Raw genomic sequence first — 23,270 nt, 5'->3', positions numbered from 1 at the left:
TTAAAAATTAGGACGCGTTTACACCTAGCCTTTTAAGAATCAATTTATATACTTTCTGATTAGCGTTTAACCAACGTACCTCTTCTTCTAAGATCTCTAGCCCTCTCTGATTAACATCAACTAGTATCCTTGCTATTTTATCCGAATTACTCTGTGTTTCTATGATAGCTTTTTCCAGCTCTTTTCCGAATTTAACTCCTAGAATAATATCTGCTATTTTATTAATCTCATCCGGAACTCCAACTATACTTCCTCTTAGTGTTATTTTTACTTTTTTACAAGGATACTTCTCAGCTAGTTTTGATGTAGCGTACTTTAATCTTCTTCCTTTATCTACTATACCTCCTATAATAAATACGTCTGTTCTTCTTATAATTTCTTCATTAGCTATTATATCTCCGTAAGGATCAAGAACAATACAGTTATCAGTTTCAATATTGTCTATATTTCTAGCCTTACCTAAGGAAATATTTGGAGAATTAATCAAGGCTAAATTACCATCCCACAAGAATTTTCTTATTACGTGCAATGTTAGATTAACTTGAAGTAATGTCTTCTTTTTTTCCTCCTCATCTAACTCATTAAAAAGACTCATATCTATTACGATTAATGGATACTTAGGTAGTTTAATTGGTATTTTTTCACCACCCTTAGTAAATGCAAAGTCAACTTTTTCATCTCCTTTTCCTTTATATAGAGATATTCCTTCAATCTCTCCTATTCTTTTACCGCTAATTTCTCTTTTTAAAAATCCGTAATTTTTAACTAACATTTTAACAGCTATATTTTGCAAAGATGGTTTTTCATAACCTATATAAATCTTGTAAATTCCTCTTTCCTTCAGTTCCTCAGCTAATAATTTTCCGAGTATCACTAAATTATTAATTCTTACTACCTTTTTATTTCTTAAATGGAGGAGAAAAAACTTTCTCTTTCTCAAGCATTAGCATTAGGTTTAGGTAATATTATCGGTGCTGGGATTTTTGTTATGGCCGGTGTTAGTATAACTGCAGCAGGTCCAGCTGCCTTACTTGCGTTTTTAATTACTGCAGTTTATGCAATGAGTGTTGGATTAAATAATGCAGAGCTGGCTTCTGTTTTTCCTAAAGTTGAAGGAGGAGTATATAGTTTTGCTTTACTCTCTTTAGGAGAAACTATTGGATTTTTAGTTGGCTGGTTCAGAGTTATTGGCTATGCAATAAGTGGTGGAGCTACTGCCTTAGGTTTTTCTGGGTATCTAATTACTACATTCTCTCTCCCATCTTTTCTTTATTTCCTCTTAGCAATCTTACTCATAATTGTTTTGATTATAATTGATTATCTCGGATTAAAATTAGCTGCAGAAATTGAAAGTATATTAGTAGTTTTGAACATTTTAGGTTTAGTAATCTTTTCTATAACAGCATTAGTTATTAGCGGTATAAGATTACAAAACTTTTCGCCTTTCCTTCCTCATGGAATAACTGGAGTTCTGACGGCTTCAAACATAGCATTCTTTGCCTATTCTGGATTTAACACAATTGCAACGTTAACTCCCTCTGTTAAAGAGGGAGAAAGAACGGTACCTAAAGCTATAGTCCTTTCATTGCTAATTAGTGCCTTCTTATATATGTTAGTAACTTTCTCCATGGTTGATGCTATAGGTTATAAAAACTTCAAAACTAATTCCGCCCCTCTACAACTAGTTTTAAGCACAATCCATGCTCCGTTTTATGTTTATTTTTTTGTTAATTTAACTGCAATTTTGGCTACGATTACAGTCACGCTTTCAACTATTATAGCTACAGAGAGAACAATGGTTCAAATGGAATTGGATAATCTTTTACCCAAAGTAAAAGGTGGAAAACTCTCTATCTTGTTAATCATCGGATTAGTTATGATCGCTTCCTTAGGTTTAGGAAATGTAGAGGTAATAGCTTTAGTATCAAATTTTGGTATTGTCTTTTCTTATATGTTATCTGGTATCGAAGTTGCTGTAGTTAGACATAGGGGTTTAAGAGGAGTATTTAAGTCTCCAGGATTTCCGTTTGTTCAAATAATCTCCGTTATTCTCTCTGGTGTTTTCATTTATTCATTAGGTTTTCAGTCGTTACTTATAGGTTTTGTTACCCTTCTTATTGGTTTAGTGATTCACTCAATACATAAGGAGATAATGAAGAAGGAAGGCATATTTTCTAGGAAGAAATAACTTCATAGTCAGAAGTTATGGAACATCATACATTGTGCCTTTAACATCTCACTGTAGGAGGGAATTATTTACACAATCTTCATAGAAACTGTTGATATGATTAAACTTCTATTCTGCCAGGTAAATATTTATTATAATAAAAAATTCTTATAATAGTTTAAGGAAATTCCCTCACATAAAAAATTATAATATTTTTTCATAAACTAATAAATACTTTGAATTTACTTCCTTACTTTATTTCGTTAATCACAAGGAATTTTCAGTTAATAAGACAATATATCTTACATTTGTTTAACGTAAAAATGTAACGATTTTCCTATAAGTGCTATTCTTAAATATTTTTAACGTAAGGTATAACTGTAACGATCTTACAAAAGTGTTACTCGACCTTAAAATCTTCTTTTTCATAGTAAATGCTAAGGGAAAATAACATTCACTAATACAAACTATATTTTGTTACTCCAATTATTACTTCGTATTGGGCACATAACTATTCTTTATATTCCTTTGTAACTACTATGAAAAAGATTATAGAAAGTATATAATTTAAAGGAAGTAGTAATGCTATCTTGAAATAGCATTAAGAGACTTTTACAGCAATTTTAAAATCATGAGTTTTTCCATCATTTTATCTTACTTTTTCTTCCTTTATCTTTTTCCTAATTAACATAAGTAATAAGACTCCTATGACGTCATCAATCGGTATTCCGTAATAAACTGGGTAAAACCATGCCCATGAGTAAGGCACTCTAACATCAAGTATCCAATAAATTATATCTTCAAGAGTAGAACCATATATGAGATACCATATTGTCTCCCATGAAAAGAGTTTTCCAGAAGCTAAATAAGATGGATAAGCAAAGAGTACAGTATATATTACTCTATAGAAATAGAGGGATACTGTAGGCGTGAAAAATTCCTTCATCCAGCCCGGTGAGGTTTTAATTTGAGAAGGATCCCATATCATTCCTAGTTCTAATAAAGCATAAACAAATGAGAATATCGTAAGTATTACAATACCTCTTTTTGATATCATATACATTAGTTTTTTCCGTCTGTTAAATGTTTTATTATATCTTTTTCTCTTATTTAAATCACTATTCCTAATCTATTTAACATCATTTTAACCAGTAGATCCCTCTCTTTTTCGTCATTATCATCAACTATTTTCTTTATCGATAAGTTATTTACTGGAATAATCGTGAAATCGCTAAGATTTACATTATTCACATTAGTTACTATAAACTTTACAACTTTTTTATCCTTATAAATCTGAACATTTTCCAATTTTTTAACATTTTTAATATTCTTAAGCTCCTTTTCATTACTTAATTTTACATCACCCAAATAAATTGTGTTTTCCGTTTCAAAATATATATCAACAGTTACACCGTATTCGTCTAGTTTTTTACCCCTTTCGTGAATGTATTTGATGACCGGCGCTTGCTGTTTGATTTCAAGCAATTTTTCTCTTATTTTCTTTTCTAAAGCTGTTGAATAATCATCAAGTTTGCTCTCATCTATTGGATAGAACTTTTGTAAATAATCTTTAATACATTCATCAATATAATAAGCCCCATTCTTTTTACACTCATTTAATGCTTCCTCGTACTTATCCCTAGCTTTATCTAGAAGTGCATTTAATGTCTCTGCATTTCTTACCTCATCTATGGATAAAAGTTCCTTATAATATTTCTCACAATACGCTTTTAGAATTTCCTCTTTATCTTTGTCACTGAGCTTTAACTCTATTTGATTTTCTGTTAACCTCCTTACAAGAGCAGCATTAGTTACCTTATTATATTCTTGTGGTATGAGAGTTATTGCAATTGGTATTTTAACTTTATTTATAAGTTCATGAAGCTCATCCAATATCTCCTCTTTACTCTTAGTTTCATCAATTAATATCCCGACTTTGAAAAGCTGTGAGGTTTTCAGATCATTAAGAAATTCTATTAATCCTTCAATATCTTCCTTATATCTAAAACAATAAAGTTTAATTCTAGCATCATCGGAACTCTCGCACTGATGTCTTAACCAATTCTTAAAATCCTTCGAAATATACGTTAAAAATCCTTTATAACCGATCTCTTTCTTATGTAAAGATAAGTAATTAAAAACCTTTGAACGAACATATTCTAATTTTTCCCTAATATAATTCCATGCAGCTTTTGACAATCTATCAGAAGCAGAGAGGTCTAAATAGATAACAAAGACATCATCACGATTCTTTAGGTCTTTAACCACAGCATTTAATATAGTAGTCTTTCCCATACCCGGTGATCCAATTATCGTTGTTACCATTCCATTATCATTAATGATATTGTTTAATATAGATTTTCTCGCACTATCCCATACTTCACCAACCAAAATTACGTTATCATCAAAATACCTTGCTACAGTATAAGAGGGAAAATTGCACATTTAGTCTTTCACCTCTTTCTTCTTATAATCCCATACATTACACCTCCTTTGATAAAGCCCTCTTCGCCACCGGGAATAAGCTCATAATTTTGCAAAATATATTCACGAAAATATCTCATGAATTCCTCTAATGATAGACCTAACTGAATCCTAAGATCTTTTATTGACGCATGACCTAGTGAGTTCTTTGCAAACTCATATACTCTATCCAAATCTTCTGGGGTAGGAATACGATCTCTAAATATAATCTTTTTTAGATCTTCAATAAGTCTCTCATAATATTTACTAAGGACTATGTCGAAAGCACTTTCTAATGCTTTTATTTGATCTAAAGACTTGCCTTCTATATCTTCTGTCTTTTCGCCCAAATTCTCATCGACTTTTTTCTCTCCAATAAACATGAACTGAATTTCCTTATTGTTTTTCCCTTGTTTAATCTTCTTTATAAAACCCTCTTTAACTAGATCCTCAATTATGTTATCTATCTCTGTGTTGCTTCTCTTCCTTTTCAGCTTTTCAAGCAACTCTTGTTTACTAAAGGTACTTTTACCAGATTTTGTAAGTTCAATAATTGCGTTTTTTATGTCATTTTTACTGATATCTTTCGTAATACCCATAATTATTTTTTAAAAATAGTTATATTTAAATCTTAACAGTAATAGTTAAGATAAGGCGAAATATAACAATATACTAAGAAGTACTGACTTAATAGTTACTTCATATCTCTTGATCTTTATAACTGGTATAGTTTACATGGTATACATCTAACAATTCTAAGTTTGCTAACGTGGCAGAGTAACACTGCTATAAATTCAATTCTTATGTCACTACGGACGTTGATACTTAATTACAAATTTATTGAGCAAAAAGTTATATGCCTATTAAATAAATAAGATACTCTTATATCTTAAAAACTAAGATAAAATGTGCTCTTACCCAATTTTTGTTACTTAGGATGTTAAATATAGGTTTTACTCTATCACTTGTTCGGAAAATTCAGCTTTAACTTGTATTAATCAAGACATGTCATATATATTTGCCTTATCTTTAGCAAAATAAAGAAATTCATCCACAGACATTCCAGCCATTCTAGCTGCTTCTCTGAAATTGCCAGTTTCTATGTAGTATTCTAGGGCTATTCTTAGTTTAGGAGGTAAACTTTTGATAAACTCCCAATTAGCAGTACTCCTCCTCACTTGCCTAGCCTCTTCTGCAATTTTAGCAATTTTCTCAAATTTCGATCCCATACTTCTCACGGATCTCCTTACTATATGTATGCTTCGTGGAATTTATATATTTTTTAACCTCATTGATAAAGTCACTTATTAGCCCTTTTTGTGAAAGAATATATAAGATATCAATGCCTCTATAGACATTAACAGAGTTATACTCTTCAATTATCTCTTTAGCTGCAAATACTCCTCCATTTTCAGTCAAAACATCTAGATTCAACTCTTTGCCTAGCACTAAGCACACAGCCTCTGGGTAGTCTGCACTTCTTAACGGAGTCTCTCTAGTCATATCAACAACTAAAAGCGCCTTTCTTCTCACATCAACTGTCTCTTCTAAAATTTTGATCCTACCTTTTGCTAACCATTCCGATATCCAGAGTAAAGGTGTCTCAGTTCTTATCTCATTAAGCACTGATTCGGATAGAAATACTGTAGTATAATAATCAAATAATAGATCCCGCTTATCGTACTTAACCCAATCTATCAGGAATGAAGTATCCATAATTGCTTTAATCGACTGCAATTATTCCAGCCTTTATTCTAAGTTCATTAAATTCATCTACGCCCATTCCAGCCAATTTCGCTCCATTATAAATGTCACCAGTTTCTATGTAGTATTCTAGGGCTATTCTTAGTTTAGGAGGTAAACTTTTGATAAACTCCCAATTAGCAGTACTCCTCCTCACTTGCCTAGCCTCCTCCTGTGCTTTAATCATTTTTTTGATATCCATAAATACTTATTCTGCAAAGGGATATTTATGCTTAGTATACTAAGGAAAATTCATTTTTATTGCATTTTAAGATTTTTAAAAGCAATACTTTTTTATTTATTTACGAAACCTTTTGTACGCTTCATAAAGATATAATTATGTTCTCTATTATAATAGTGATGTTATCTTATTTAATATTATATATATAGAAATATTAGATAATAGAGTATCGTATTAGATCAAAAGTCCCGATTTGATCTCTATAGCATAATATTTTTGACACTATTCTGAGCATAGAGTGATGTACTAGAATCTCTTTAAAGGATTATATATCTCTCGTGAGAGCGTCCAACGCGTAATTAACGTGAATAACTAAATAAAGTAAAAAGTTATAAAACACGTTTGCTTAGAATTAAATTCACTTAATTACTACGAGTGAGATAATATAAAATCAGTTTATTAAATGCAATTGCAAATAATCTCGCAATTTTCGATAACCCAAGCTGAGAGAACTTTTCTAACATGCTTTCCCACCGAGTTTTTCTAGTGTAGGACACGCCTTTTCCTAAGAGCCCTAAACCGCTGAATATTATAAGCTAAACCTACGAGATTAGCAAAAGTATTCAACACCTCTAAACTCCTAGCAAAACACCTCATGTGCTCCTTGAGGAAAATCCCAAAAAACTCAACACCACTCCTCAAAACTCCCAAACCCTTTCTAGCCCTAATTACCTTACCCCTCTCCACAAACCCCCTATCCACAAGCGTAACCACATTAGGCACAATAGGAGACCTCGAGTCAGAAACATTAGCTAAAACTAACTCAACCTTAGATACCATAAGGGTTTTAGAAGAAACCTCAGCAAAACACTTCCCCCCAAACCAAGCCTTACCCCACTTCCTACCCCAACTCCCCTCATGCTCCCTAACAGTATAATCCCTAGGGAAATGAGAAAAAAGCTCCTCCCTCTTTCCCTCATCAAGTGAAGCAAGAACCTCATGAGGCTTCCTCTTAGAATCAATCTCCCTCAAATCAAGCAATAACTTCTCAATATGAGTCTCAATACTCTTCTTACCATTAGGCAACTCAACGGGAAAACTATCAAGCAACCTTATATCCCTTCCAAACTTCTCCTCTGCTAGTAGATGGTGTGTTGGGAGTTGTTCTTCTTCAACGAGTGATTCAAATCTTCTGAATACCTTGAGGAGTAAATCCCTTATTCTGTCACTAAACTTGTGGACAAACCAGTGTAGTGAGGACTTTGATGGGATTTCTTTAACTTTGAGGAAACGCTTTACCACAATATTTGTAGCTGCGAGTTCAATTGTCCCCCTATAAGACTCTCTATAGAGTACCATAACAATCAGCATCTTCAAGTAAGTCAAGGGGTCATATTGAGTGAACTTGAAACCCTCGAACTCCCTTCTGATCACATCATCTAGCTCTTTCAAGATCTCCTCGCAATCCAAAAGATATTTACTCTTCCAACCCAAATATTTTTGGGGGATTACGCTTTGGTAAATTTCGATGCCCATTGTATAACCTAGGCGTAATCCCCCTTAAGTATTATTATCCAATTGGGTTCTGTAATTCTTGCTTTTTCTATAAAAATTTATTAATAAAGTAAATTACGTTAATTACACATTGGACGCTCTCACGTATAACCTAGGTGTAATCTCATTAAGTATTATCATGCAAGTTGGATTCTGTAATATTTACTTTTCTACAAAAATTTGTTAATAAAGTAAATTATATTAATTACGCATTGGACGCTCCACGTGAAGGGGTGATAAAACTATAAGTAGGGTGAGTGATAATGCAGTTCCTTCATACCCTACTGTATATACTCCCATCCCCGTAACTTACTAAAGAATTTATTCCATTTCAAATTATCAATATACGAGAAGGGGTTCATGTCTACATTTAATATCACCCACCTTAAAAATTTATTCTATATAATTATTTTTTATTTATTGTATAGTAATATAAAGACTATATATAAGTAGACTAGGAAGAGAGTTGACGTAAAGTTGCACTTACTTATTAGTTAATCCGCCAGTCGTCTTGAAGTCTAGACTGTAAGGCAAACGCTGGACTCCTCAAGCTATTAACGCGGATTTAATAAATGAGGATAGGTTAAAGAGTATTCACGCCTCTATTATCGTTTATTTCCTTTAACAGCTCGTCAATTTTCTCTGAAATCTCCTTGACCTCGTACTTGGGGAAATAAGTGTTTATTACTTTCTTGGTCTCCTCCATGACGGTAATTAAATCCCTTAAAACGTCTTCTTTTCTACTATAGTTACTGAAGTCCGGTTCGAAACCGTTATATTGGTAGTCGTGAAGGTCTAGTGCAACTCTCACAAGGTTTACTATATCAATACCTACGTCTTTTAGCATCTGCGCTAAAGCGTACATACTGTGAGTGGGCACAATGTGGGCTTTCTTCTTAATCCACTCCCTTTCTTTGTCGTCTTTAGCTAGGGCAAGTAACTTATCCTCATTAGTCACCACGAGTGCGCTCATTAACGCTTTCACAGCGTTGAAAGCTTTCCCAGCAGAATTCCTAGTATAACCCTCTTTCCACAGAGTAAGGGAAAGGAGGAGGTCTGATAAACTCTCAATTACTCTAGCCTCAACATAATCCTCACCAACCTTGTAAATGTCTTTCTCCATAAGACTAAATTCTTTTTCACAAAATAAAAGCTTATTACATCATTTCGGGACGGCGAAAAACAGTATTCCATCACCCGTGGTCACGACAAATATAAGGTGATAGAATGTCTTGGGCTCAACAAAGAGGAGATGTAGTCTACGTCCTAAACCCCCTATCTATCAGAAGTTTTATAGCATATACTAAAAGTATAATGTCAGTATAATCTAGTTTTTGAGAGACGTCTCCTAAATAAAGTTCGTGGACAAACTTATTAGATTCCTTTCTCAGCTCACGTAACATCTTTTTATAACTTTCGGCCTCTGGAATCCCCTTAGTAATTTCGTTTAGCATTTTATGTATTTTTCCTTCTCTTGAACAGTTTCTTAATCCCACCCAAAGACAGTGTGGACATAGTGTCGTCATTTATATATAAATTTATTAAATGATCTTTCTTTATGAAGAGTATAGATATTGAATTAAGATATTACTATATGCTTAAAATTTATAGAAATATAAATAGCTTAATGACGGCACTATCGAGTGTGGACAACAATATTTTTAATTTGATATAAATTATATAAAGTGTAAATTTAGTTTCAATTTATCGTTAGATCTCTTTACTGATAGTAAAAGGCGTTACAATTTTAATCTTTATTAGAATTTTTGCTGTGTAAATAAAGTGTTTAAAAGGGAGAGGGATTTAAGGTAATTTTGAATAAATTACAAATGAATGAAATTATTGTCCACACTCACCAGGGCTTACGCCGGCACCTATAAAATATACGTTGATTGTATTTATACTAGCATTAGTATTTAATCTAATTATTAATAATTTCATTAAAATATGGGTTAAGAAAATAACTAAAATAGAGTGGTAATTTGGGGATTTTTATTACTTTAATACAAAACTCAATATTATAATAATTATTGCTAAAATTATTAGTATAATTCCAGAATAAAATAGCGTGGGTAAGAAAATAAAGAGTGGGGTTTCATCTACTACCACATAACCCATTAAGACAGGATAAGAGTAGTTATTTTTGACCATGATATTCCCATTAAATGATTCTCCATAATAATAAAATACTGAATTACTTTCGTTATATTTAGTTATTATCAGATTGTTAAATGTAAGTTCTAGTGGTAAAGTTGAGTTATCCTTGTACTCAAAAACGAATGAAGAATACGGAACACTTATACTCACCTGTTTACTAGACGGAATTAAATAAACTCCTTTTATATAATATGATGGAAATAGGAAATGGTAAATAAGAATGAGAATTATTCCTACCGTAAGGAAAACTATACTAGTGAGAACTATTTTTCTCATTAACTTTCACTGATTGAATCTCTTTTATGGTCTTCATAATAACTTTTATTATTTCACTTCTTGGTGGTTCTTCATATTGTCCTTTACAATAAGTATCAACTGATATTACGTAAGTATTTAATGTAGTATCAAGAACTTTTATTTCTGGTTCTTTAACTAGGAAACTTAGTTTACTAATTTTCTCCTTTAGTACTGGTATAACGTAATCAGGATCTAAGTCTTTTGGAATTTCATATTTAGTCCTAACTAGTCTGTATTCCTCATTATGTACAAATATAGCAGCTTGAATCATGATATTATTAGGAATTTTCATTACAACATTCTCATCTGTTAGTATTGTTGTATACATTAAATTAATATCTTGAATTATTCCAGTATAGCCTGGTATTAAGAAATCATTCGACCAAAATTTTGGAGGATAAGTTGGTGCCAATAAGCCGTATTGCCATGTGGTTATTGTAACCCTATCACCTATATTAAAAGGTCTACTTAAGATTAGAAAGATCCCGGAAAATACATTTGATAAAGGCGTCTGCAATGCCAAACCAATTACAAGACCAAAGACTGTACCGCCAATTAATGCGCTAGTAACCGCGACATGAACTGCTGTTAATGCTAATATAACTATTATAGTATAACCAATGAATTGGATTACCAAACTAAGACTTTCGGCAGTTGTTCTTCCAACTATATTTCCAGCTCTCAATTTTATTATTCTAGAAATTATATTGATTGAGATTACGCCTACAACACCAATTAATATCGCATTAATTACTGAAGTTATTGTGACTGAAATATGAAGTACTGCCGATAATATTACAGTTGTTGCAACAGCAACTCCAACTACTACAAAGAGTATTATAAAAAGGGTTACTAGTCGATTCATATAAGGGTTAAGTAAAGATTGTTAATAAAATTTTTTATTAGTAGAGTGGGCAAGGTTTTAAATTAAATAATTTTCTTGCTCTCGAGCATAGAATACAAAAGCTAGTACTCTCTATTGTTTGATTTGCTAAAATTCTACCAACTAATGCGTCAATAATATCCCTTATTTCTTCATCCTTTAGTAGTTTCTCTATTTCTTCTCTCTTTTCCTTTATGTTTTTCTCGTAAGTAGTAGCAGAAATACCAGATATTTTAGAAGCCTTAACCACTGGCATACCTCTCTCTACAAGTCTCTTTGCAATTGCCATTCTTAATATCGGTACTTCAATTCTAAACGCTTCTTCACAAGGGGTTGCAAGTTTCATATAATTATTTTCTCTCTATATCTATTAACAACTATTTTTAAAAGATCGACGTTGAGTTAATTAACATTGTTAATATGTTATAAAAAATGTGTAATTATTAACGTTAATTTTCTTTATTGGTACTTCATATACAAAGGAAAGTAAGCTCTCATCAATACCCTCTTTATTTCCTTGATAAACTACTTTACCTTTTTTCATAACTATAACATTATCAGCGAAATTTATCATATCAAGTTCATGAGACGTTATTAGAAATTTTCTTTCATTTTTTAAAGAAATTAATACATCAATTATCTTTTTTCTATTAGCTATATCTAGGTTAGATAATGGTTCATCCATAATTACTAAATCTCCCTCAGCAAGTGCTTTAGCAATAATTATTAGTCTTTTCTCACCAGAGCTTAAGGTAAAAAAGTCTCTTTGAATTAAATTCTCAAGGTTAAGTAATTTTATAAACCTTTCATATTCACCATTCTTTTTCCCTGCAAGAAGCACATCAATAACCTTCATGCTTGGTGAATAGAATTCTGAAGGAGAATAAGATAACTTATCCTCATTTAAAATTTCACCTTCAAGAGGTTTAATCATCCCTATTATTGTCCTTAATAGTGTGGTTTTACCAGAACCATTTGGGCCAAAAATTAAATTAATTCCATTTGTTAAGTTAATCGTCACGTTATCTAAAATTATTTTATCACCTAATTTAACTTTCAACCCCTTGACCAGCATTTATCTTCACCAGAATTGAGATTATTATTGGAGAAGCAACTAGAGCTGTTATAGCAGTTATAGGTATAATTGTTCCGAAAATTCCCCTAGATAATATATTGCTAAACTCCATTATTACAGCCCCTATTAAAGGAGAATAGATACTAAGACCTCTCATACTACCATCGATCCTTCTGGCAATATGCGGTACAATAATCCCTATAAAACCAATTATTCCAGCAATAGAGACTATATACGCTGTTATTAAACTTACAATCAATAACCAAAATAGTCTAAATCTTCCTGGGTTTATTCCGTGTGTGAATGAGATCTCATCACTAATGGAAACTAAATCAATTTGTCTTGAGTATTTTAATACAAGAAAGATGAGAAGAAAAGTTATAATAGAGAGAATTATAACATCTCTCCAACCTACTATATTTATTTCACCTAAAAGCCAAAATGTTAGTGGAGGGATTTGAGGATACTTCTCCTGATAGATAACAAGAAGAATTGTGGTTAAGGAAGAGAAAATGTAAGAAACAACAATACCTCCAACAACTATACTGTAAATTCCCCCTTTTCTTCCGATCCCTAGTGTTATTAATGTAGCTAACGTTGCTGTTATGAAAGCAAATAATGGTTGTACATATATCAACCATGAAAGAGGTAAATTAAATGCTAGAAGGAAATAAGTCAGAACTGCACCGAATGCTCCACCGGAAGATGTACCGGATATATAAGGATCTATAAGTGGGTTTTTCAATAAATGTTGAAGGATTGCTCCACAAAGCGAGATTAGGATACCTATTAACATTGCTGAAATGACTGTAGGCAATCTTATATCAAATAAGATTATTGAATAAACTCCTTCAGGATGAAAAATTTCACCTATACTAAGTCTAACTTCACCTAAAATTAGTCCTAGAAAAAATGAAATTGGTAACAACGTGATGAAGAGGTATTTTAGCACATATTAGGATAACTTAACCATATTAAAAATTTTTCTCCTTTTGTTCATGTGAAAAAGTATTTAATATATGGATGACTTATCCATACGCATGAAAATTTGGGGCATAGTTTTAGCAGTCGTTGTTATTATAGCGATCCTAGCTGGTGTTATCTATACATATATGAGAGCTAATAATAATGTAAGCACAACATCTTCTCATAACCTTAGGATTATTAGTTTAGCTCCTAGCGATACTCAAGTTTTAATAGCGTTGGGATTAGGTAAATACATTGTAGGTATTGACTATTACTCATATTCACTACTAAAATACCTTAACTTAACAAGTCAAGTACCGGCGAATGTTACAGTTTTTTCACAAATATATCCACCTAACATCTCTGGCTTATTACTTTTACATCCTAGTATAGTAGTTGTTGAATACGGTTTAGAAGCTCCCTATATTTCACAGATGGAAAAGGCCGGACTAAATGTTTTAGTTACTAACAGTGATTATGCTTATTCTTTCTCTCAGATAGAGGAAAATATAATGGAAATTGCTAAATATTTTAACGTTACTCAACAAGGAGAGGAGTTAATTAATTGGATGAATAAGAAGATTGCTGATTTTTCTACCTTAGGGAATACAACAATAGCTTACATGCTTTACATCTGTCCTAACCTAGATTTCTATACTGCTGGCGGTAATGTATTTATAAACAGTATTATTGTTCAAGGTGGAGGGATCAACGTTTTCTCTACTTACTCTGATTATCCATTACTCTCTCCAGATGAACTCCTAGTTTCCAATCCTCAAGTAATCATAGCCCAAGAGGTTAGTAACTTTTCTTATACAGAATCATTAATTTCTCAAATACCCGGGATTAAGAATGTTAAGGCTTTTAACGCAAGCCGTATATATATTCTAGGTAATTTGGCTACGGATTTATTAAATGAACCAGGACCATTATCAGTATATGCAATTTTGATGGTACATGATATAATTAATTCTACCGCACCTAAGTACGTTACTGCTTCTTGGGTTAAAGAAAACTTAAATATTGAGCTACCTATTTTTTAGGGGTTTACTTGAGAATTAAATATCCTTTTTTATAACTTAATTTTTTAAGTATTTCAATTTTTTATTGTTATAAATCACAGTAACTAGCCTTAACTTACTACAGATACACCATACTTTTTTGCTATCTTTGAAAGTTTTTTATCAAAAGTAACTAAAGGTAATTTTTCGCGTATTGCATGGGAGAGTATAATCATATCCTTATAATCGGCTAGAGGAAGTTTTTCTCTAATTAATATTTCTAAGGAATCTACTATGTTATTTACACTGTCACATATCACCTCGGCTTTTTCATTCCTTACATATGCAAAAACATCATTAATCTTATCTTCTAATTTCATATCTTTTAGAAACCATACTAGTTCATGTATAACAATTGCTGGAATTATCCATTTATTAAGCGAATCTAGAAGTTCTTCCGCTTTTTTATGATATTCCGAGTCCTCAACGTAGTCGTATATTATAACGTTAGTATCAATTATTGCCTTCTCCACGTTCAATTGCCTCCTCAATCTCTTCTGGGTATAATTTCTTACCAAGCCTTATTCTTGGTCTTTCACTTTTAACCTTTCTTAATACTATTTCATCACCGTTTAAATAGACCTCTAGAATATCTCCTTCTTTTAGATTTATTTTATTTCTTATAGAAGCAGGAATAGTTATTTGATAGTTTCTTGTAACTTTTACCCTCTCCATAAGGTCTAGTTTTGAAAATACTAATATATAAATATTTCTACTATAATAGGAACTTAGGATTAATTTAACAGTAATTCTTCTTGATTAAGCTTTACAATTAAGCTAAAATTTGAATAGCATAAGAGATTTAATGTAACTTTTCCTTTTAAAGTATTTAACCAAGGGCTTTCCTTTATATGATAATGAGAGTTGGAGTCAAAATTTTGGATGAAATAGTAGATTTTCCAGAAGGTTCAGTCTCCTTAGTTTTTGGTCCTATAGGAAGTGGAAAAAGTAAACTGATGAGAACTATTACTAAGTACTTTTTGTCTTTAGATAAGGGTGTACTTTACCTATCAGTGGAAGAGGATCCTAGAAGAGTATTATCTTATTTCTCTGATATAAATATCGAAAAACTCAAAATAGTGAATCTATTTTCAGATATTATTAGGGATCCACGAATTATTCAAGGATTTAATATAACTGCTGATTTAAAGAATGTAATGAAGGACGTATCGTTACTTATATTAGATTCCATAAATGAATTCGCACTTCAGCTAGATGTTAATCAACTAATATTATTTATAAAGACAATTATAGCGACTGTATACGCTTCAAATGCCATTGCATTAATTACATACAATTCTGGAAATGACGATACAGATTATGTTATGAGTATGGTTGAGTATTTGTTTGATGGAATTATACAATTAGATGTAGAAGAAGATATATCAATAAAGTCTATAAGAGTTCTGAGAATGAGGAATAGAAAACACGACCCTAATTGGCACTTCTTCAGAATAGAGGATGGGAATATAGTACCTCTTGACGCATCAATAGTAGCTACTATGTTAAAAAATATACAAAAGTAGACATTTGAACATAAATGTATAAATTTGTTTACATACTTTATTTAAATTAAAAACGCGTATTTATACTCATGAGTGAAAAAATTTCATTGCCAGACGGAAGAGAAGTTGATCTTCATGAGTTTATAGCATTTATGTATGGTTTATCAACCAGTGACGTTGAAGTCTTACATTTGCTTATGGAAAGCAAGGAAAAACTTGATGCAGATGAAATTGCTGAAAAGTTAAAAGTGACAAAAGCCTCAGTAAGTAAATCACTAAATAATTTATTAGATAAGGGTTTAATAGAAAGAGATAAGGCTGAAGAAGCAGAGAAGAAAAAAGGAAGACCTAGTTATGTGTATTGGGTGGATAAAGATAAATTAATCTATAAGTTAGAGAAGGATCTAGAGAAATTAGCTAGTAGTATGAAAGAAGGATTGGAAAAACATATACCACAATAATTTTTAAATAGTCATTTTAATATTATTTTTCTCATATGATAACTGAGTCTGGAATAATAAGTATGGTCGTAGCATTCATTCTAGGTTTACTTATAGGTCTATTAATAAAGAAAGTAATACAAATTGGTTTAATAATACTTGCGATAATAATTATTCTAATAGCTGTAGGAGCTTTATCACCTTCTACTGTTATACATGGTATTGAAAGTCTTGGCGTTTATGCAAGCACAGCTGAATCATTCGTCAAAAATGAAATTTCAATCCTACCTTATAATTCGATACTGTTCATTATTGGGTTAATAATTGGTTTAGTTAAGGGCTAAAAAATCATTGGTTTTGTTAATTTATAAATCATCTTAATTCTTTTTGCTGGGTGTGGATGTGTAGATAGGATATCAGAAAAGATATTTGTTTTTTCTCTCAATAGATCTTCAATAAGAAGATCTGGGTCACTTTCCTTTACTTTTGTCGGCGGGATAGTAACTATAATTCCTCTAAACGGATCTAATCTAATGTTTTGCATGTAAATTTCTATTTTAGCCAAAGCTTTAGCTAAATTCCATGCTCTCTCTCTAAATAGTTCATAAGAAAAGTAATCGGCAAAACTCTCTCTTAGCCTATTGAACCATAAGACAAATAGTTGAAGGAAGAACGTTATCACGAATAACACACCACCAATTGCTAACATAGTTAGTCCAACTAATATGTCAAACTCGTCAACAGCAAATATAAGGGTAGCCCAACCTACAGTAAGTAATATATTACTAATGAAACCTAAAATTGATGGTATTAAACCTATAGCTAATCCTATTTCAACATCATTATGTTTAATATGCCCAAGCTCATGTCCTATCACACTCTCAAGTTCTTCTGTAGTAAGAATTTGAAGGAGTGGAATAGTTATCCCAATTCTCTTTCCTGTAACGTAATTTCCATAAGCAAATGCATTAGGATAAGGCTCATCAACTAAAAAAACTCTAGGAGTTTTAATACCAGCCCTTCTTGCTACATTTTCAACTAATTCATAAACCCATCCGTAACTAGGGTCATCTCTGGTAACCTCAACTGAATTTCTCTCCACTAAATATGGGGATATTAGCCACTGGATTAGCCATAATATAAGTAAAAATATTATAGAAAAAATAACGGGAAATTTTAAAAAATTTATAATCACTAAAGAAAATATTCCCTCTGAAACTATCGTTAAAAATAAAGCTATAATCATATTAATTTTTAATGAAGTACCTATTTCCACACCCTTAGATTAAGAATAAAAAATAATATTAAGTTAATGCTTTCAAAGCCTCTTCTACTTGTCTTATTTTTTCCTTAAATTCTTCTACTTGTCTGCTTAATTCTTCATACTTCTTCTTATATTCTTCTAACTGCTTATTCACTTCTTCATACTTCTTGCTACATTGCTCTTCTGTTAGATATCTAATTATCCTTACATTACTGAAAACCAGTTTTTGATTCTGCTCATCATACTCTGCATCTACAAGAATTCTTATTACGTCCAACTTATCAATTTTCATTTGATTAACTATTACATCATATAATTGTTTGTTAAGTTCAGAAATATCTCGTATAATAATATCCTTAGGTACCATTTTGCTAAATGCTACTAAAGCAACTCTCCTAAGCTTATCAGCGTACCTAGCTGCAATTATTAACCCAGTGCTTAATTCCATCTTATTTTTTCCAATAGCTGTAGCTCTAGCTATCGTTTGCTCGTATTCTTCTGCTCTCTCTAAATCTCTTGTTTCATCTTCTTTTGGCATATTTATATATTTTCCTTTCAAAAATAAAAACGTTTCGTTAAAGAGAAACTCCATTAGAGAGACATCATACAAATACAAATTGCTTTAATAATAAAAAACGTTATTTATTCTTTAACTGGGAGAATAGTTGGTTCCATTTGCATATGAAGTAGATCAGAGTTATAGTGCGTAAAAGAAAGCTGTTTTTAAGTTAATTGCTTTATTAAGTAAAAGGAATTAAGATTTTCTCCTTGTTACTTTTTTCTACAAGAAAACCATTATCTTCAACTGAGATCTTGAATACATCTCCCTTAGTTTCCTCATATATTCTAGATGCTTTCACAACTTTCATAAAAATTAATATAGCCTCGGCTATTTTATCTAAACTCCATAAAGTCAAAGGAGCGTTAAATCGTCTAAGTAAAAGTAAATCTCTGAATGTTTGACAGAAATTAAGTCCTAACAACTCACAATTTTTCTCTACTTCCTCTGCAGTAATGGGTATCTCATAGTTTTCAATACAACTTCTCCACTGTATTAGAGTCCTCAGCGTTCTGTAAGAGTTTTCTAAGCTACTTTTCTCGTCTCCTCTAAAAAATGCTAAAAGAGAGATTACGTAGAGAGAGATAACTGCTTTACCTAGTCTTTCACAACTCTTTTCTGTTTTTACAAACTGTACATTAGGTAGATTTCCACATATGGGTTCTGATTTTATAATGTATAAACATAAAGGATCTCCTTCTTTACATAAATTTTCTAACTGTTCCTTACTTAATACAACTGGTGAAAACCCCTCAGAAGCTAGTTCCAGTAGTAAAGTTTTGTCTTCACTTATTGCGACAACATTTATATCTGACAATCCTTCTACGTAATCCTTCTTTCCATAAGATCCAAAATAACCTAAATATGAAGCCCTTGTGCATAGGCCTTTTAAATTTTCACTCACATAAATATTTAATAACTGTACTTTTTAGCTTTAAGTGGTAGATTTATTCATGAAATTTCAGATTTCTAAGTTGGAGGAAAATATTCATTACTATCCATTAAGTCAACTTGAGCAGTATGGTATAAATATTCGTAAATACCCCTATTCTATTAGAGTTTTAATAGAAAATGTAATTAGAAATTTTGATGGAAAAAAGATAACTGAAGATGATTTAGAAGCTATATTAAAATGGCAAGTAGGGAAGGAATTTTCATTTTTCCCTACTAGGGTTATAATGCAAGATTATACTGGTGTACCCTTATTAGTTGACCTAGCAGCAATGAGGGATGAAATGAGAAGAAAGGGGAAAGATCCAAAAATTGTTAACCCAGTTGTTCCAGCAGATTTAATAATTGATCATTCTATTCAAGTTGACTATTACGGTACTTCTTATGCATTATCTTGGAATATGAAGAAAGAATTTGAAAGAAATGAGGAAAGATATAAGTTTTTAAAATGGGCACAATTAAGCTTTAGGAATTTAAGAGTTATTCCACCAGGTAACGGAATAATTCATCAAATAAACTTAGAGTATTTAAGTAAAGTGGTAGACGTTAGAGAAGTTAAAGGGGTACAGACGGCTTTCCCAGAAATAGTAATTGGAACAGATTCTCATACCACAATGGCTAATGGAATTAGTGTATTATCGTGGGGTGTTGGAGGTTTAGAAGCTGAGGCCGTACTTTTAGGTGAACCTTATACAATGACAGTCCCAGAAGTTATTGGAGTTAAATTAGTTGGTGAAATCAATGAAGGTGTAACTCCAACAGATATAGTTCTCTACATTACCGAGGTTTTGAGGAAAAAGGGAGTTGTAGGTAAATTTGTTGAATTTTTTGGACCCTCATTATCAAAACTTTCTGTACCAGATAGGGCTACTATAGCTAATATGGCACCAGAATATGGTGCAACTGTAGGTTACTTCCCAATAGATTCGCAGACTTTAAAATATTTAGCCGGTACTGGAAGAGATTATAGAATAGTTGAAACTTATGCGAAATCCCAAGGGCTATTCTATGATGAAGTTCCCATTTACACGGAAGTAGTCGAGATAGATCTAAGTAAAATTGAACCTTCTGTTGCCGGTCCTAGAAATCCAGATGAGAGAGTTCCGTTAAGGGAGATGAAGAAGAGAAATGAGAAGAATGAGAAAAAGAGTGGAAGCATAGTAAGCGATAATGATGTTGTATTAGCTGCAATAACCAGTTGTACAAACACATCAAATCCAACAGTTATGATTGGCGCTGGATTATTAGCTAAAAAGGCTATAGAACGTGGTTTAAGAGTCAAACCCTATGTAAAGACTAGCACTGCACCAGGATCACCAGTTGTTGTAGAATATCTTAAGGAATCTGGTTTGCTCCCATATCTTGAGGCACTAGGTTTTCATATTGTCGGATTTGGCTGCACAACATGTATTGGTAATGCAGGGCCTTTACCTAAAGTAGTAGAGGAAGATGTAAAGAAATATGGACTAGAAGTTTATGGTGTAATTAGTGGTAATAGAAATTTTGAAGGAAGAGTAAATCCTCTTCTTAAAGGAGTTTATTTAGCTTCACCAATTCTAGTTGTTGCTTATGCACTAGCCGGGAGAATTGATATTGATTTTGATAACGAACCAATTGGTTACGATCCTAACGGTATACCAGTTTACTTAAAAGATATCTGGCCTTCTCTTCATGAAATTAGTGAGTATATTAATCTCTCTCTTAATCCAGAACTTTATAAGAAAAGGTATGAGAAAATATTTGAAGGAGATGAGAATTGGAAATCACTAAAGGTTAGTGAGAGCGAGACTTACAGTTGGGATTCTAGCTCAACATATATAAAAGAACCCCCATGGTTTATTTTACCAACTTCTAAACTTGATGACATATTGAACGCAAGAATTTTACTTTTACTTGGCGATAAAGTAACTACTGATCATATTTCTCCAGCTGGCCCAATACTAGAAGATTCAGTTGCTGGGAAATATTTAAGACAATTGGGAGTTAAGGAGTTAAATACTTATGGTGCTAGAAGAGGAAATCATGAAGTAATGATAAGAGGAGGATTTGCAAATCCCAAGCTTAAGAATCTCTTAGTTGATAGGGAGGGTGGATATACTAAGCATTTCCCAGATGGCAAAGTAATGAGTGTTTACGAAGCTTCTGAGTTATATAAGAGTGAAGGAGTGCCTCTAGTAATTGTTGCTGGTAAGCAGTATGGCTCTGGAAGTTCAAGAGATTGGGCTGCCAAAGTCACGGCATTATTAGGTATTAAAGCTGTATTAGCTGAGAGCTTCGAAAGGATTCACAGAAGTAACTTGGTAGCTATGGGAGTTTTACCAATTCAAATACCAGACTGGAGATCATTAGGTATTAAGGGTGATGAGGTTGTGAATATTTACGGTTTAAAGGATTTAACGCCAAAGAAAAAGGTTAAGATCGAGTTTAGATCTTCAAGCGGTGAAGTGAAAGTTGTAGAAGGTTTAGTAAGAGTTGATACCAATGTTGAATTAGAATATGTACGTGAAGGTGGGGTTTTAAAGTATGTAATGAATAAATTATTATATGAAAGTTAGAATTAGAGGCATTTACGCTACAGCCCTAACAAAATTATTTTTAGATAATGGTTTTGAAATTGTTCAAGCCACTCCACAAATCTCTGATCGTTTTTCTCTTCCTATCAGAGCTGAACCCTCAGATGTTACAATTAAAGATGGAAATGATAAGGGAGAATTAATTAGTATTGGAGAAGACATTTACTCATTTTTACGTAAAACTTTTCAAAATTCTTTTATTTGGAAATCACCAGTTAGACTCTATTCGGTAATCGAAACTAATAACTGTAAGTTTATGGACTATCAGGTTGAACCTTGTTTAGATAAGGGATTAGTGGTTAAGCCTCCATCAGAGGGAAGAATTATTTTATCATCTCCAAAAGCAGTGGGTAAATATTCTATGGTTTGGAGAGGAGACGGTAAAACATTCTTTTCAGAACACATAAGAGATAGAGAGGAAAAGACGAGACTCCTATCTATAAGTATTCCCTTTAATAAAAAGGGGTATAATGTAAAGTGGAGGAGTAATGCTCCTTTTGCAAGCAATATTGTTCTTAAAGAAGAATTAGAAAAATTAGCAATAAGGTTTGATAATAATGATTTTAGACAACAAGGTGAAGATTTCATAAAAGTTACAGTGTCTTTAGAAGATAAAATCATGTTAGATGAAATCAGAAAAAAGGTATTACCCAATACTATTAGATTTCATCATATGTTAAAAATGTCTTTTTCGAATGAAGTTGATGAAATCGAGCAAACCTCTATGAATAATGAAGAGTTGTTAGATAAGCTGATTACTGACTACATGGGTATTGAACATATTAAACCAGATGGTAGAAAATTTGAGCTAAAAGAAGGTAAGGTTATATACAAAGAGGTTAACTCAGACTATTATATTGTTAGATTAATGAGAGTCTTTTCAAGAGAAGGAATTTATGATGGACTAAACGTTAAGAAAGAGGAAGGAGATTACGATATTGTTGAGTTTGATTCAAGAAAATGGTATCAGATTCACAGATATTATAATAAAGATGGTAAGTTGAAGGGGATTTATGTTAATATTTCCACACCACCAGAATTACTCAGAGGTAAATTAAGGTATCTTGATTTAGAGGTTGATGTTGTTAAAGTAGGAGACGAAGTTAGGATAATTGATTTAGAGGAATTAGAAAAGAACAAAGAGATCATAGGAGAGACAATGTATAAAAAAATATTTACCATAATAGAAGAAGTCAAAAAGATTCTTTAAAGTTTTTCTAGTTCTTCCCTACTGATAGGAATAATTTTAACAACATTCTCATTTTCGTCATATATCACTCTAACTAAATCTCCTTCTCTTACTTTAACTTTTTGTCTTATTCTAGCTGGTATAGTAACCTGGAAATTTCTTGAGACCTTTACAATATCTTCAACTGGCATATTTGCTTCCAGATAAATTATTATCTATTGGTTAAAAAACTTTTATATAAT

General features: G+C 32.0%; 28 protein-coding genes. 7 read left to right on the top strand and 21 right to left on the bottom strand.

Annotated elements, in window-relative coordinates:
• Positions 1–7 precede the first annotated feature (7 nt).
• The gene (gene trm10, locus STK_RS04760; RefSeq protein WP_010978849.1) at positions 8–874 is read right to left on the bottom strand and encodes a tRNA (adenine(9)-N1)-methyltransferase Trm10; all 867 of its coding nucleotides are present in this window, start codon (positions 872–874) and stop codon (positions 8–10) included.
• 36 nt (positions 875–910) lie between these two features.
• Between trm10 and STK_RS04755 the strand changes: the two genes are divergently transcribed.
• A complete protein-coding gene (locus tag STK_RS04755) occupies positions 911–2,188 on the top strand; it encodes an APC family permease (RefSeq protein ID WP_010978848.1) in 1,278 nt (425 codons plus the stop codon).
• A 628-nt stretch (positions 2,189–2,816) separates the two neighbouring features.
• Here the strand turns inward: STK_RS04755 and STK_RS04750 are convergent.
• The 14 genes from STK_RS04750 to STK_RS04685 all read right to left on the bottom strand — a co-directional run bounded on the left by STK_RS04750 (position 2,817) and on the right by STK_RS04685 (position 13,472).
• Positions 2,817–3,224: a hypothetical protein gene (locus STK_RS04750; RefSeq protein WP_052846430.1), complete on the bottom strand. Its 408-nt coding sequence runs from the start codon at positions 3,222–3,224 to the stop codon at positions 2,817–2,819.
• 53 nt (positions 3,225–3,277) lie between these two features.
• Positions 3,278–4,612, bottom strand: a complete 1,335-nt coding sequence (locus tag STK_RS04745) for a hypothetical protein (protein WP_010978846.1) — start codon at positions 4,610–4,612, stop codon at positions 3,278–3,280.
• An 8-nt stretch (positions 4,613–4,620) separates the two neighbouring features.
• Complete coding sequence (locus STK_RS15560) at positions 4,621–5,229, bottom strand: hypothetical protein (protein WP_010978845.1); 609 nt, start codon at positions 5,227–5,229, stop codon at positions 4,621–4,623.
• 399 nt (positions 5,230–5,628) lie between these two features.
• Positions 5,629–5,859 (bottom strand): hypothetical protein, encoded by a 231-nt coding sequence (locus STK_RS04735; protein ID WP_052846429.1) that lies wholly within the window; start codon positions 5,857–5,859, stop codon positions 5,629–5,631.
• Complete coding sequence (locus tag STK_RS04730; RefSeq protein WP_232616518.1) at positions 5,843–6,367, bottom strand: hypothetical protein; 525 nt, start codon at positions 6,365–6,367, stop codon at positions 5,843–5,845. Before STK_RS04730 ends, STK_RS04735 begins: the two co-directional genes overlap by 17 nt.
• Positions 6,354–6,575 carry a hypothetical protein gene (locus tag STK_RS04725; protein ID WP_198429744.1) on the bottom strand — a complete coding sequence of 74 codons (222 nt, stop codon included), beginning with the start codon at positions 6,573–6,575 and terminating at the stop codon, positions 6,354–6,356. Before STK_RS04725 ends, STK_RS04730 begins: the two co-directional genes overlap by 14 nt.
• A gap of 522 nt (positions 6,576–7,097) precedes the next feature.
• Positions 7,098–8,090, bottom strand: coding sequence for an IS5-like element ISSto3 family transposase (locus STK_RS04720; RefSeq protein WP_010978843.1), 993 nt, complete (start codon positions 8,088–8,090; stop codon positions 7,098–7,100).
• A gap of 601 nt (positions 8,091–8,691) precedes the next feature.
• Positions 8,692–9,231, bottom strand: a complete 540-nt coding sequence (locus tag STK_RS04715) for a PaREP1 family protein (RefSeq protein ID WP_010978842.1) — start codon at positions 9,229–9,231, stop codon at positions 8,692–8,694.
• Between the two features lie 136 nt (positions 9,232–9,367).
• Entirely contained in the window at positions 9,368–9,562 is a 195-nt protein-coding gene (locus STK_RS04710) for a hypothetical protein (protein ID WP_198429743.1), read from the bottom strand.
• 541 nt (positions 9,563–10,103) lie between these two features.
• On the bottom strand, positions 10,104–10,541 hold the full coding sequence (locus tag STK_RS04705) for a hypothetical protein (protein WP_010978841.1): 438 nt from the start codon (positions 10,539–10,541) through the stop codon (positions 10,104–10,106).
• The gene (locus STK_RS04700; protein WP_010978840.1) at positions 10,519–11,427 is read right to left on the bottom strand and encodes a mechanosensitive ion channel family protein; all 909 of its coding nucleotides are present in this window, start codon (positions 11,425–11,427) and stop codon (positions 10,519–10,521) included. Before STK_RS04700 ends, STK_RS04705 begins: the two co-directional genes overlap by 23 nt.
• 37 nt (positions 11,428–11,464) lie before the next feature.
• A complete protein-coding gene (locus STK_RS04695; RefSeq protein ID WP_010978839.1) occupies positions 11,465–11,791 on the bottom strand; it encodes a transcriptional regulator in 327 nt (108 codons plus the stop codon).
• 69 nt (positions 11,792–11,860) lie between these two features.
• Positions 11,861–12,520 carry an ABC transporter ATP-binding protein gene (locus tag STK_RS04690; protein WP_010978838.1) on the bottom strand — a complete coding sequence of 220 codons (660 nt, stop codon included), beginning with the start codon at positions 12,518–12,520 and terminating at the stop codon, positions 11,861–11,863.
• Complete coding sequence (locus STK_RS04685; RefSeq protein ID WP_010978837.1) at positions 12,495–13,472, bottom strand: FecCD family ABC transporter permease; 978 nt, start codon at positions 13,470–13,472, stop codon at positions 12,495–12,497. The genes STK_RS04690 and STK_RS04685 overlap by 26 nt, the downstream gene beginning before the upstream one ends.
• An 88-nt stretch (positions 13,473–13,560) precedes the next feature.
• Here STK_RS04685 and STK_RS04680 point away from each other — a divergent pair, with 88 nt between their 5' ends.
• Complete coding sequence (locus tag STK_RS04680; protein WP_052846427.1) at positions 13,561–14,529, top strand: ABC transporter substrate-binding protein; 969 nt, start codon at positions 13,561–13,563, stop codon at positions 14,527–14,529.
• Between the two features lie 89 nt (positions 14,530–14,618).
• Here STK_RS04680 and STK_RS04675 read toward each other — a convergent pair whose 3' ends face one another.
• Together STK_RS04675 and STK_RS04670 are read right to left on the bottom strand one after the other, a co-directional pair.
• Positions 14,619–15,020 (bottom strand): PIN domain-containing protein, encoded by a 402-nt coding sequence (locus STK_RS04675; protein ID WP_010978835.1) that lies wholly within the window; start codon positions 15,018–15,020, stop codon positions 14,619–14,621.
• Positions 15,001–15,222: an AbrB/MazE/SpoVT family DNA-binding domain-containing protein gene (locus STK_RS04670; protein WP_010978834.1), complete on the bottom strand. Its 222-nt coding sequence runs from the start codon at positions 15,220–15,222 to the stop codon at positions 15,001–15,003. Before STK_RS04670 ends, STK_RS04675 begins: the two co-directional genes overlap by 20 nt.
• A 182-nt stretch (positions 15,223–15,404) precedes the next feature.
• On the opposite strand from STK_RS04670, the gene STK_RS04665 reads away from it, so the two are divergent.
• The 3 genes from STK_RS04665 to STK_RS04655 all read left to right on the top strand — a co-directional run bounded on the left by STK_RS04665 (position 15,405) and on the right by STK_RS04655 (position 16,836).
• Positions 15,405–16,073, top strand: a complete 669-nt coding sequence (locus STK_RS04665; RefSeq protein ID WP_198429742.1) for an RAD55 family ATPase — start codon at positions 15,405–15,407, stop codon at positions 16,071–16,073.
• A gap of 68 nt (positions 16,074–16,141) precedes the next feature.
• A complete protein-coding gene (locus STK_RS04660; protein ID WP_010978832.1) occupies positions 16,142–16,513 on the top strand; it encodes a helix-turn-helix domain-containing protein in 372 nt (123 codons plus the stop codon).
• Between the two features lie 35 nt (positions 16,514–16,548).
• A complete protein-coding gene (locus STK_RS04655; protein WP_052846426.1) occupies positions 16,549–16,836 on the top strand; it encodes a hypothetical protein in 288 nt (95 codons plus the stop codon).
• Here STK_RS04655 and STK_RS04650 read toward each other — a convergent pair.
• The 3 genes from STK_RS04650 to STK_RS04640 form a co-directional block, all read right to left on the bottom strand.
• Positions 16,833–17,768, bottom strand: a complete 936-nt coding sequence (locus STK_RS04650) for a zinc metalloprotease HtpX (RefSeq protein ID WP_010978831.1) — start codon at positions 17,766–17,768, stop codon at positions 16,833–16,835. The two genes, STK_RS04655 and STK_RS04650, sit on opposite strands and share 4 nt — an antisense overlap.
• Before the next feature lie 28 nt (positions 17,769–17,796).
• Positions 17,797–18,294, bottom strand: coding sequence for a DUF2258 domain-containing protein (locus tag STK_RS04645; protein ID WP_052846425.1), 498 nt, complete (start codon positions 18,292–18,294; stop codon positions 17,797–17,799).
• Between the two features lie 202 nt (positions 18,295–18,496).
• The gene (locus STK_RS04640; protein ID WP_010978829.1) at positions 18,497–19,219 is read right to left on the bottom strand and encodes a hypothetical protein; all 723 of its coding nucleotides are present in this window, start codon (positions 19,217–19,219) and stop codon (positions 18,497–18,499) included.
• A gap of 49 nt (positions 19,220–19,268) precedes the next feature.
• On the opposite strand from STK_RS04640, the gene acnA reads away from it, so the two are divergent.
• Together acnA and STK_RS04630 are read left to right on the top strand one after the other, a co-directional pair.
• Positions 19,269–21,821: an aconitate hydratase AcnA gene (acnA, locus tag STK_RS04635; RefSeq protein ID WP_052846424.1), complete on the top strand. Its 2,553-nt coding sequence runs from the start codon at positions 19,269–19,271 to the stop codon at positions 21,819–21,821.
• Entirely contained in the window at positions 21,811–23,049 is a 1,239-nt protein-coding gene (locus tag STK_RS04630; protein ID WP_010978827.1) for a DUF402 domain-containing protein, read from the top strand. Before acnA ends, STK_RS04630 begins: the two co-directional genes overlap by 11 nt.
• Here the strand turns inward: STK_RS04630 and STK_RS04625 are convergent.
• On the bottom strand, positions 23,046–23,219 hold the full coding sequence (locus STK_RS04625; protein ID WP_010978826.1) for an AbrB/MazE/SpoVT family DNA-binding domain-containing protein: 174 nt from the start codon (positions 23,217–23,219) through the stop codon (positions 23,046–23,048). The genes STK_RS04630 and STK_RS04625 overlap by 4 nt on opposite strands.
• Between the last annotated feature and the right edge of the window lie 51 nt (positions 23,220–23,270).

This window comes from Sulfurisphaera tokodaii str. 7 (assembly GCF_000011205.1).
GTDB lineage: Archaea > Thermoproteota > Thermoprotei_A > Sulfolobales > Sulfolobaceae > Sulfurisphaera > Sulfurisphaera tokodaii.
This window is presented reverse-complemented; position numbering and strand designations above follow the sequence as displayed.